Source organism: Pantoea sp. JGM49 (assembly GCF_018257655.1).
Taxonomy (GTDB): domain Bacteria; phylum Pseudomonadota; class Gammaproteobacteria; order Enterobacterales; family Enterobacteriaceae; genus Pantoea; species Pantoea communis.
Map to the genome: position 1 here is coordinate 197834 of NZ_JAERJM010000005.1, position 11721 is coordinate 209554.

The 11721-nt window shown below is 54.3% G+C and carries 11 protein-coding genes; 5 read left to right on the forward strand and 6 right to left on the reverse strand.

All coding sequences use genetic code 11. The annotated features are described in order from the left end of the window. Nucleotides 1–62: 62 nt before the first annotated feature. Complete coding sequence (gene ftsP / locus JK231_RS11240; protein ID WP_034828418.1) at nt 63–1490, forward strand: cell division protein FtsP; 1428 nt, start codon at nt 63–65, stop codon at nt 1488–1490. A gap of 156 nt (nt 1491–1646) precedes the next feature. On the opposite strand, the gene dkgA is transcribed toward ftsP, so the two are convergent. Next, nucleotides 1647–2474 (reverse strand): 2,5-didehydrogluconate reductase DkgA, encoded by an 828-nt coding sequence (gene dkgA / locus JK231_RS11245; RefSeq protein ID WP_034828419.1) that lies wholly within the window; start codon nt 2472–2474, stop codon nt 1647–1649. Between the two features lie 205 nt (nt 2475–2679). Here dkgA and JK231_RS11250 point away from each other — a divergent pair, with 205 nt between their 5' ends. Continuing rightward, the gene (locus JK231_RS11250) at nt 2680–3588 is read left to right on the forward strand and encodes an AraC family transcriptional regulator (protein WP_058961925.1); all 909 of its coding nucleotides are present in this window, start codon (nt 2680–2682) and stop codon (nt 3586–3588) included. 152 nt (nt 3589–3740) lie between these two features. Here the strand turns inward: JK231_RS11250 and JK231_RS11255 are convergent, their stop codons facing one another. The 5 genes from JK231_RS11255 to JK231_RS11275 all read right to left on the reverse strand — a co-directional run bounded on the left by JK231_RS11255 (nt 3741) and on the right by JK231_RS11275 (nt 8665). Beyond that, the gene (locus tag JK231_RS11255; RefSeq protein WP_038644709.1) at nt 3741–4403 is read right to left on the reverse strand and encodes a DedA family protein; all 663 of its coding nucleotides are present in this window, start codon (nt 4401–4403) and stop codon (nt 3741–3743) included. Between the two features lie 105 nt (nt 4404–4508). Further along, nucleotides 4509–5699, reverse strand: a complete 1191-nt coding sequence (gene metC / locus JK231_RS11260; RefSeq protein ID WP_211728559.1) for a cystathionine beta-lyase — start codon at nt 5697–5699, stop codon at nt 4509–4511. 133 nt (nt 5700–5832) lie between these two features. Further along, complete coding sequence (locus tag JK231_RS11265) at nt 5833–7119, reverse strand: TRAP transporter large permease (protein WP_034828425.1); 1287 nt, start codon at nt 7117–7119, stop codon at nt 5833–5835. A gap of 15 nt (nt 7120–7134) precedes the next feature. Beyond that, a complete protein-coding gene (locus JK231_RS11270; protein WP_097118132.1) occupies nt 7135–7641 on the reverse strand; it encodes a TRAP transporter small permease in 507 nt (168 codons plus the stop codon). A 49-nt stretch (nt 7642–7690) separates the two neighbouring features. Beyond that, nucleotides 7691–8665: a TRAP transporter substrate-binding protein gene (locus tag JK231_RS11275; protein ID WP_097118131.1), complete on the reverse strand. Its 975-nt coding sequence runs from the start codon at nt 8663–8665 to the stop codon at nt 7691–7693. Nucleotides 8666–9018: 353 nt separating this feature from the next. On the opposite strand from JK231_RS11275, the gene exbB reads away from it, so the two are divergent. From exbB to JK231_RS11290, 3 genes are all read left to right on the forward strand, one after another. Next, on the forward strand, nt 9019–9747 hold the full coding sequence (gene exbB / locus JK231_RS11280) for a tol-pal system-associated acyl-CoA thioesterase (RefSeq protein WP_072017041.1): 729 nt from the start codon (nt 9019–9021) through the stop codon (nt 9745–9747). A gap of 5 nt (nt 9748–9752) precedes the next feature. Further along, a complete protein-coding gene (gene exbD / locus JK231_RS11285) occupies nt 9753–10175 on the forward strand; it encodes a TonB system transport protein ExbD (RefSeq protein WP_034828432.1) in 423 nt (140 codons plus the stop codon). A gap of 181 nt (nt 10176–10356) precedes the next feature. Further along, nucleotides 10357–11679 carry an MFS transporter gene (locus JK231_RS11290; protein ID WP_160833681.1) on the forward strand — a complete coding sequence of 441 codons (1323 nt, stop codon included), beginning with the start codon at nt 10357–10359 and terminating at the stop codon, nt 11677–11679. The last annotated feature ends 42 nt before the right edge of the window (nt 11680–11721 follow it).

Consider the following 11721-nt stretch of genomic DNA (forward strand, 5'->3'; position numbering starts at 1 on the left):
TCACTAACAAGAACAACATGGACACGGCGTCTTCACGCCCCGCTCAAAAGGTCTGAAGTTTTATGTCTTGCAGCAGACGTCAGTTTATTCAGCTTTCCGCCGGTGTTGCGCTGGCGACCAGTAGCATGCCTTATGCCGCCTACGCTGCGGCTCCGATGGGCGATGTGCCGCTTCCTGTTCCGCCACTGCTTGAGTCTCGCCGTGGCCAACCGCTCTTTTTGACGCTGCAACGCAGCCATTGGTCATTTAGCGGTAATAACAATAAAGTGCCGGTCTGGGGTATTAATGGCATGTACCTCGGTCCCACGGTGCGCGTCTACAGCGGCGATGACGTGAAGTTGATTTACAGCAACCGTCTCAACGAACCGGTGGCGATGACGGTAAGTGGATTGCAGGTGCCGGGTGCCTTAATGGGCGGTGCACCGCGCATGATGTCAGCCGGCGTTGACTGGGCGCCGGTATTGCCGGTACGTCAGGGCGCATCGACCTTGTGGTATCACGCCAATACGCCAAATCGTATGGCGCCACACGTCTACAACGGTCTGGCGGGCATGTGGCTGATTGAAGATGACGTCAGCAAAGCGCTGCCGCTGCCCAAACACTATGGCGTTGATGACTTCCCGCTGATTATCCAGGACAAGCGTCTCGATAACTTTGCCACGCCGGTTTATAACCCACCATCAGACGGCGGTTTCCTCGGGGATACGTTGCTGGTCAACGGCGTGCAGAATCCGTATGTCGAGGTGTCGCGTGGTTGGGTGCGTCTGCGCCTGTTGAATGCTTCGAACGCGCGTCGCTTTGATTTGAGCTTCTCGGATAATCGTCCGTTTACCGTGATTGCCAGCGATCAAGGCTTCCTGCCTGCGCCCGTTGCGGTGCAAACGCTGTCGCTGGCACCCGGTGAACGCCGTGAAGTGCTGGTGGATATGTCGCAGGGCGATGAAGTCTCGATTACGGCAGGGACTGCGGCGGGCCTGATGGATCGCCTGCGTGGTCTGTTTGAACCTTCCTCCATCCTCGCCAACACGCTGGTTCTGAGCCTGCGGCCAACCGGCTTACTGCCGCTGGTTACCGACAATCTGCCGATGCGTTTATTAGCGGATCAGATTCTGGATGGCGTGGCGGTGCGCACGCGCGAATTCCGCATTGGCGACAGTGTGCCGGGCATCAATGGCGCACTGTGGGACATGAGCCGCATCGACACCACGGTGCAACAGGGCACCTTTGAACGCTGGATTATCCATGCCGATCGCCCGCAATCGCTGCATATTCAGGGCGTGATGTTCCTGATCAAAAGCGTCAATGGCGCACAGCCGATGGGCGAAGATCGCGGCTGGAAAGATACGGTATGGGTAGATGGTGATGTGGAGTTGCTGGTGAGCTTCCCGCAGAGTTCGTCGGATCACTTCCCGTTTGTCTACTACAGCCAGACGCTGGAATTAGCCGACCGCGGCACGGCGGGGCAGTTGCAGGTCAATCCGGTGCCATAAGAAAAAAGGTGCGCAGTGATGCGCACCTTACAACAGATTGTCAAATCGACAGGGTCACGATTCATAGCAACCCGCACATGACCGCATGGCTGTTGTGAAGCCAATACAGGCGAGCACGCATTGACCGTATTCGCCTGGCGGTTAAACGGTGCCGACTTAGCCGTTAAAGCTCTCCGGATCCGGCCCCAAACGATTTCCTTTATCCAGCTTAGTGATCTCGCTGATCTCGGGTTTTTCCAGTCTGAAGTCGAACACCTGGAAGTTTTCACGAATACGTTCCGGCGTCACCGATTTTGGAATCACCACTAATCCGCTATCCAGATGCCAGCGAATGACAATCTGCGCTGGGGTCTTACCGTATTTCTTCGCCAGTTCGCGGATGATCTCCTGATCGAATACTCCTTTACCGCCTTGCGCCAGCGGGCTCCAGGATTCGGTTTGGATCTGATGCAGTGCGTTCCATGCATGCAGGGTGCGCTGTTGCAGCATCGGGTGCAGCTCAATCTGGTTCACCACCGGCGAGACGCCTGTTTCATCGATCAGGCGTTTGAGATGGGCTTCATGGAAGTTACAGACGCCAATGCTTTTGGTTAAGCCCTGCTGTTGCAGCTCAATCATCTTTTTCCAGGCTTCAACGTAGTGATCTTTTTCCGGGCACGGCCAGTGCATCAGATAGAGATCGACGCTCTCCAGTTGCAGCTTCTTCAGGCTGGTCTCAATCGCCTGCTGACCGTTCTGCTGGTCGTCATTCCACAGTTTGGTGGTAATGAAAATGTCTTCGCGTGCGACATCGGTGTCCTGCAGTGCCTGACCGACGGCTTCCTCATTTTTGTAGATGGCGGCGGTATCAATCGAGCGATAGCCTACTTTTAGGGCCTCGACAATCGCCGCCCGGGCATCCTCGATACTCGCTTGCCAGACACCGAGTCCGAGTTGCGGCATCATATTGCCGTCGTGCAGTTTGATAATGGGTTGCTCTGCCATAGTTGCTCCTTATCTGTCGCAGTGACTTACCGTAAAAGCGCTGTGGTTAAGTCTAGTCAACAAACTCAACCGCAGGATCATTGTGGCAATCACCTCGCCCTTTTACCCTGGTCATTTCTGCCAGAATCTTGCCTGATTCTGCTGAAGGGTGGAGCTTTGAGCAGCATTGCGGCACACTGATTTTTTTGCTGCCTGAGAGTGATCCATGCCGAACGATGCCCTTTGCCGCCAGCTGGCGCAGCGCGTAACCGCGCTAATGAATGATGCGCGTAAGCCGCTGTGCGCTGTGGAAAACGTCAAGCTCATCTACGCCTGCGAAACGCTTCCGCGCACGCCGATGATGTATCAACCCGGCATTGTGATTCTTTTTCAGGGACGTAAAACCGGTTATCTCGGCAGCACGGTGTTTCATTACGACGCCACGAAGTATTTGATGCTGACCGTACCGCTGCCGGTGGAGTGCGAAACCGAAGCCACTCCGGAAGAGCCGTTGGCCGGCATGTGCCTGAGCGTGGATATCGCCAGCTTGCAGGATCTGTTGATGGATATTGGCGACGACGAACAATTTCAGCCGCAGTTGCAAACTTCTGGTATCCATTCGGCGTTTATGAGTGAAGAGATGCTGTGCGCTGCCGAGCGTTTGCTGGATGCGATGAGCCATCCGCGTGATGCGCGCGTGCTGGGCCCACAGCTGGTGCGGGAAATTATCTACTATGTGCTCACCGGCCCGATTGGCGGTGCGCTGCTGTCGCTGGTGAATCGTCAGACCCAGTTCAGCCAGATTGCGCGCGCCTTGCGACGCATCGAAAGCCATTTCGCCGAAAGCCTCAGCGTCGATATGCTGGCAGCCGAAGTGAACATGAGCGTTTCGGCGTTTCATCACAACTTTAAAGCCGTCACCCAAACCTCGCCGCTGCAATACCTTAAGCGCTATCGTCTGCATCAGGCACGATTAATGATGTTGCAGGATGGGATGAAAGCCAGTGCGGCAGCGGTGCGCGTGGGCTATGAAAGCCCTTCGCAGTTTTCGCGGGAGTTTAAACGCTATTTCGGCGTGACGCCGGGAGAGGAAGCCAGCCGCGTGCGCCAAACGTTACCGTTTGACGCCGCCTGAAAAAATGCAGATAAATGTGCATTTAACGAAATGGCCCTGAGCGAATGGTTGCTGTCAGACGCCATCTGAATGGCCAAATGTGCATAAATGCGCGCGCGACGAAACTGCACTGAACCATTGAAGGGTTACCATTTATGGCAACCCGTATCGGATTAGCTCGTTTTCTGGCGGCGTTTTTTCCAGATCACCACGATGCTGCCGGTCAGACCGACAAACAGCAACACCATCGGCAGCACCATCAGTACCGCCATCACCTGATCTTCGTGACGCTTGATAAACGGCACCTGACTGATGCCATAGCCCATGGCGACCACAATCCCGACCCACAGCGCGCCGCTCAGCCAGTTAAACAGCTGGAAGCGCCCATTCTGTAAACCGGAAATGCCCGCCATGGTCGGCAGCAAGGTACGAACAAACGCCAGGAAACGCCCGACCAGCAGCGCCATCAAACCGTGGCGGTTAAACAGATTCCAGGCGCGCTGATGATATTGCGCCGGCAAATGCATCAACCAGCTTTTGACCATCCGCGTATTGCCCAGCCATCGTCCCTGTAAATAACTCAACCAGCAACCCAGGCTGGCGGCAGTGGTCAGAATCACCATGGTGGGCACGAAATCCATCACGCCTTTGGCAATCATGGCGCCTGCGAGCAGCAACAGGCTGTCACCCGGCAGAAAAGAGGCAGGCAACAAACCGTTTTCCAGAAACAGCGTTAAAAACATCACGCCGTAGACAATCCACACGACATCCGGATTGGCCAGCGCGGCAAAATCCTGATGCCAGAGCGCGTGGACAATCTCATGTAAAACACCCATCTGCTATCCCATCGAGTCACAAGGATTCTATTTTAACCATCTGTGGCATCGCAGACGTTGATCTCACCGATGCGGCACGAAATGGTTTAGGTTTTGTTTAAATATTTACTGTTTTAAGCGCGTAAAGCCCGCTTTCAGGTCGTTCAGCAGGTCATCAACGTGTTCAAGACCAATATGCAAACGCACCAGCGTACCGTCGAAATCGACGCCGCCTGCCGGGCGAATCTCCGCCAGCTCTTCCGGTTGATTGGCCAGAATCAGTGATTCATAGCCACCCCAGGAATAAGCCATGCTGAAATGGTGGAAGTGATCGAGGTAATTCGCCAGCTGCTCACGGCTCAATTTTTCATGCAGGATGAAGGAAAACAGTCCGCTACTGCCGTTGAAATCGCGCTGCCAGAATTCATGACCTTTACTCTGCGCCAGCGCCGGATGGTTAACGCGCGCCACTTCCGGTTGAGCGGCCAGCCATTCGGCAACCTGCAAACCGCTCTCTTCATGCTGGCGCAAACGCGTACCGAGCGTGCGCAAGCCGCGACTGGCCATGTATGCCGTATCGGCATCCACCATCTGGCCCATCAGGTACGAGTTTTCACGCAGCTGCGGCCAGCAACGTTCATTGGCGACGGCGGTGCCAATCATCGCATCGCTGTGACCAATAATGTATTTGGTGCCCGCCTGAATCGAAATATCGATGCCATGCTCCAGCGCGTTAAACAACACGCCCGCCGCCCAGGTATTATCAATCATGATGATCGCGTCGGGCGCTTTCGCGCGCACGGCGGCGACGATGGCGGGAATGTCCTGCACTTCCATGGTGATGGAGGCGGGAGATTCGAGGAATACCACGCGCGTGTTTGGCTGAATCAGTTCACTGATCTCGCTGCCGATGCAGTGATCAAAGAACGTGGTGGTGACATTCAGCTTACTGAGAATTTTGGTGCAGAAATCTTGCGTCGGTTCATACACGGCGCCGCTCACCAGAATGTGATCGCCCGCTTCGACAAAAGAGATAATCGCATTGGATACTGCCGCTGCACCGCACGGATATAGCGCGCAACCCGCGCCGCCTTCCAGTTCGGTCATGGCGTCTTGCAGCGAGAAGTGGGTGAGGGTGCCACGGCGACCATAAAAAAGCTCGCCCGATGCACGACCTGCCGTCGCCCGTTTTTTGTCAGCAACCGTGTCAAAAACCAGTGAAGATGCGCGCTGAATGACGCTGTTAACTGAGCCCTGAGTGTAACGTTTGCTTCGTCCCGCGCTAACCAGCGTGGTATCAATTTTATTCGTTGCCATCACTGCCTTTCCTGACACTTACCACAAAACATCCACGTTACCACGAAACACCGCAGTGGGTTGACCCTGATTGCGGATTATCGGAGTCAGTCGATGAATTGGCCGGGCAAAAGCGCGTCCCTGCGATTTCGCGTTACATCACACCCATGACATGCGGCAGCCACAGCGATAGCGCGGGCACGTAAGTGATCAGCATCAGGATGAAAAACAGCGTGACGTAGAAGGGCAGCATGGCCGTCACCACTTGCTCAATTTTCTGTTTACTGACCGCGCTGGCAACGAACAACACGGTACCGACCGGCGGGGTGATCAGACCGATACCCAGGTTGGTCATCATAATCATGCCAAAATGCACAGGATCGATGCCCAGACTGGTGGCAACGGGCAGCAAGACAGGGGTTAAAATCAGAATAATAGGGGCCATGTCCATCAAGGTGCCGATCACCAGCAGTAACACGTTGATGCACATCAGAATCACGTATTTATTATCAGAGATGCTGGTGAAGGCATCGGTGATCATGGTCGGCAGTTGCATAAAGGTCATCACTGCGCCAAAGCCCGCCGCAAAGGCAATCAATACCATCACAATGGTGACGGTTTTGATGGTACGAAACACCAGAATATGCAGCTGATTCCATTTGAAATCGCGATAAATAAACATCGTGACAAAAAACGCCCACAGGCAGGCGATCGCAGCGGATTCCGAAGCGGTAAAAATGCCGGAAAGAATACCGCCCAAAATAATGACGATGGTAAACAGTCCCCAGAACGCATCGAAGAAGATTTTCACCGCCTGACGCAACGGAATGGCTTCGCCTTTGGGATAACCGCGCTTGCGTGCGAACGCCAGGCACATCACCATCAAACAGAATCCCAGCATCAGCCCCGGGATAATACCCGCAACAAACAACGAGGATATGGTAACGACGCCACCGGTGGCCAGCGAGTAGATCACGGAGTTATGGCTGGGCGGCGTTAATACCGCCTGCACTGAACCGCTGGCGGTCACGGCGGCGGCAAAATCTCGCGGATAACCTTTCTGCTCCATTTGCGGGATCATCACCGACCCGATCGAGGCGGTATCGGCCACTGACGATCCTGAAATGGCGCCAAAAAATGTCGATGCCACGATATTCACCAACGACAAGCCCCCGCGGATAAAACCGACGAAGATATAGGCAAAGTTCACCAGGCGGCGGGCAATCCCTCCCTCGGCCATGATCGCCCCGGCCAAAATGAAGAACGGAATGGTGAGGAGTGAAAATTTGTTGACCCCGTTGGTGATCTGAATCACCACGGCTTCCAGTGGCAAATCAATCCACCAGGCGCCAATAAAAGCGGCAAACCCCACGGCAAACGCCACCGGAAAGCCGACCAACAGCAGCAACACCAAACTACCAACCAGAATGAAAGCATCCATTTTAGTGCTCCGAATTTAGTGTGTGCCGCCCAGCGTCACCAGCGGACGCTGACTTTGATCGCCATTCAGTATTCGCTCGATCACAAACAGCAGCGTAAACAGCGCGCCGATTGGAATGGGCAGATACATTTCGCCATACGTCACAGCAGGCATTGCCGCCAGCGGTTGAATCCACATGGCCTCGCACAAGCTGTAGCTGGCCTGCAGCAGGATGAGACACACCACGATCAGCAGCAGGTTGCACAGCCGTTGTGCCCATTTTTGCCCAGCCTCAGAGAGGCGATCGGTCACCATCGACACACAAATGTGTGTGCCTGCCCGCAATCCGACGGGCGCACCAATAAAGGTAAAGATGATCATGCAGACGATAGCGACCGGCTCCGGCCATGAGAGGGCACCATTTAGCACATAGCGCGCGAAAATACCGATGGGTATCACCGTGACCATGATCAACAGGGCTACCGCCGCGATGCCCATGCACAACAGATAGAGCCCATCCATCAAACGGGAATATGCATTCATGCTTCATTACCTGAGCAAGGCGCCACGCGGTCGCGCGGCGCTGAGAGGGTTATTTCACATCCGCAATCTGTTTCATCAGATCCTGATAATTGCCGCCAAACTGGTCGCGCACCGGTTGCGTGGCTTTCATAAAGTAATCGCGGTTGGTGTCCTGGAATGTCACGCCGCCGGCTTTCATTTTCTCCACTGACTGGGCGGTGTAAGTGGCCCACAGCTGGCGCTCTTCATCCTGCGCTTCCTTGCCGAGTTTCTTCAGCAGCGCCTGATCTTCTGCGGAAAGCCGTCCCCACGAGGCTTTAGAGAACAGGATCATCTCCGGCTGAATAAAGTGGCCGCTCAGGGTGTAGTACTTCGCCACGGGAAGATAGTTGTGGGCGACAAACGTCGGTGGATTGTTCTCTGTGCCATCGACCACGCCGGTTTGCATGGCGCTAAACACTTCGCTGACGCCCATTGCCACAGGATTGGCACCCATCGCTTTCAGCGTGGCCAGTGAAATGGCACTGTTCTGCACGCGAATTTTCATCCCCTGTAAATCTTCGGGTTTGGTGATGGGTTTTTTGGTGATCATGTTGCGTGTGCCCGCGTCGGTCCAGCCGAGGAACACCATGCGCGTGCGGGGATCGTTATCGAATTTTTCGACAATCTGTTTGCCGACATCGCCATCCAGCACCTTGTGCATGTGGTCTTCATCGCGGAACACATAGGGCAGGGTTAGCACACTGGTTTCAGGGGCGATGGTGGTCACCGGGGCCAGTGAGACGCGAATCATATCAATCGCGCCGAGCTGAACCTGTTGCAGCGTTTGATCCTCATCGCCCAGCACGCCGCCAGCGTAGACCTTCAACTCTAATCGTCCTTGTGTCGCTTCTTTTAACTTATCGCCCATATGTTGCAGCGCGACCACGGTGGGATAACCGGCGGGCTGTACTTCCGCGACTTTTAACACTTTGGCGTGAGCACCACTCGCCAGCAGCATAACCAGAGAAGAGATTGCAATCGTGAGTCGTTTTTTAGATGTCATTATTATTGCTCCAGCTTGATGATCATTAGCGGTGTCAGGCACACCACAATCGGGAAGGGCTGGCTCAGAATAGTGAAATTGCGCTGGCGAAAAAGTGGTCAAATGTTGATTGGATGAAATACATCACATTTTGAAACGATGTTTTAATAAATTTTCAGTTTAGGTCACATTTGTAAAACATCAGCCAGCGCATCCATAAAAACCACATAGATTGTTAGAAATTGAAGCATTAATCGTTTGTAAATAGTAATGAGAACTACTATCACTTCGGTCAATTTTTTTGCTATGATCCGCGCTTCAATCGTGAACTGTGCAACAGAAGTTGGAGACGCAGCGTGGTAGCCAGTGATTTGATGCAAACGGACCTCTCCGTTTGGGGCATGTATCAGCATGCCGATATCGTGGTAAAAGTGGTGATGATTGGCCTTTTACTGGCCTCGGTTGTCACCTGGGCGATTTTCTTCGGCAAGTTTGCTGAGCTGAGCGGGGCGAAACGTCGCCTGAAACGCGAACAGCAGGCGCTGGGCGAAGCGCGTTCGCTTAATGATGCTTACCGCGCCGCTGAAAGCTTCAAAAGTAACAGCCATAGTGCGGTGTTGCTGAACGATGCGCAGAATGAGCTGGAACTCTCTGCAGGTACCGAAGACCTTGATGGCATTAAGGAACGTACCAGCTTCCGCCTTGATCGTCGCGTTGCGGCATTCAGCCGTCATGCCGGTCGCGGTAACGGCTTCCTCGCTACCATCGGTTCTGTTGCACCCTTCATCGGTCTGTTTGGTACCGTTTGGGGCATCATGAACAGCTTTATCGGTATCGCTAAAACCCAGACCACCAACCTCGCTGTTGTGGCGCCGGGCATCGCAGAAGCGTTGCTGGCGACCGCGATTGGTCTGGTTGCTGCTATTCCTGCTGTTGTTATCTACAACGTCTTCGCGCGCATGATTGCCAGCTACAAAGCCTCATTGGGTGATGTTGCGGCGCAGGTGATGCTGCTGCAGAGCCGCGATCTGGATCTCGGCAATGTGGACACCGCGAAAGAAGCGACCCGTCCGACGGCGGCACAGAAACTGCGCGTAGGATAAGTATTATGGCGATGCGTTTAAACGATGACTCGGTAGGCGATGGCGAAATGCATGAAATCAACGTGACGCCGTTTATCGACGTTATGCTGGTTCTGCTGATCATCTTTATGGTCGCCGCGCCATTAGCCACGGTGGATGTGCGTGTTAACCTGCCTGCCTCCACCAGCGCACCGCAACCGCGTCCGGAAAAACCGGTTTATCTATCTATTAAGGAAGATAAGCAGATCTATATCGGCAACGATGCGGTCACCAAAGAGACGCTGGTGAATGCGCTGACGGCGCAGACCGAAGGCAAGAAAGACACCACCATCTTCTTCCAGGCGGATAAGTCAGTGGATTATGAAACCCTGATGAGCGTGATGGATCAATTGCGTGAAGCGGGTTATCTGAAGATTGGTTTGATGGGCATGGAGACGGTGAAGAAATAAATCCCCCCTCTTATCGCTCATAAGGGCCGCCATCGAAAGCGGCCCTTTCTATTTTCTCCCGCCGTCAATGTTAATTTCTTGTTACTTTTGGTATCACTTTTGTAAACTGCAATGGTGAGGCTGATCACATCTATTCCTGGCGCAACCCGCTACAACGGTAGAAAAACCCAGGAAGGACAACATGAGCGTGAGTCAATCTTTACAAAAGCCATCGCAAGGCGGGGCCAAAACCATCTTTAGCGTTACCAGCGGTAACTTTCTTGAGATGTACGATTTTATGGTGTTTGGCTATTACGCTACGGCGATCGCCAAAACCTTTTTCCCCGGAGATGATCCCTTTGCTTCATTGATGCTCACGCTGATGACCTTTGGTGCGGGCTTCCTGATGCGTCCACTTGGCGCGATTATTCTGGGTGCCTACATCGACCATCACGGACGCCGTAAAGGACTGTTGCTGACATTGGGCTTGATGGCGTTGGGCACACTCACCATCGCCCTGGTGCCGGGCTATGCCACGCTGGGTGCCGCCGCACCGATTCTGATTCTGCTGGGTCGTTTGCTGCAGGGCTTCTCTGCGGGTGTGGAATTGGGCGGTGTGTCAGTTTATCTGTCTGAAGTAGCACCAAAAGGACGCAAAGGTTTTTATGTTAGCTGGCAGTCTGGAAGCCAGCAGGTTGCGGTGATCTTCGCGGCGCTGCTCGGCCTCGGCCTGAACCATCTGCTGGCGAAGGATGCGGTCACCGAATGGGGCTGGCGTATTCCGTTCGTGGTCGGTTGTATGATTGTGCCGTTCCTGTTCTGGATCCGCCGCATGCTGGAAGAAACCGAAGCGTTCAGCAAGCGCAAGCAGCATCCTTCCATGGGACAGATTATGCGCTCGGTCGGTGAGAACTGGGCATTGGTACTGGCGGGGATGCTGATGGTGGTGACCACCACGGTGATGTTCTACATGATCACCGCCTTCACCCCGACTTTTGGCAAAACCGTGTTGATGATGAGCGACGAGCAGAGCTTTATGGTGACGCTGTTTGTCGGCATCTCTAACCTGATCTGGCTGCCGGTGATGGGTTCGCTGTCAGACCGCATAGGACGCCGCCCGCTGCTGATCACTTTTACTATCCTGATGATTCTTACCACCTGGCCAGTGCTGCACTGGCTGGTGGGATCGCCCACCTTTGCGCATCTGGTGGAAGCGGAATTGTGGTTATCGTTCCTGTATGCCAGCTATAACGGTGCGATGGTGGTCTATCTGGCGGAAATTATGCCGGCTGAAGTGCGCGCCACCGGCTTCTCACTGGCTTATAGCCTGGCGACCGCGCTGTTTGGTGGCTTCACGCCAGCAGTTTCAAGCTACCTGATCCATGCCACGGGTGATAAAGCGATGCCCGGCGTGTGGTTGTCATTCGCGGCGGTGTGCGGATTGATCGGGACGCTGCTGATTGGCCGCATGGTGAAACAGTATCAGGCGCGCCATGGCGGCACGCCGGTGGGAGCTTCGCTGTAACGCCCTGGCTGACAACGGGCCTCATATCAGCCCGTTAAGAAG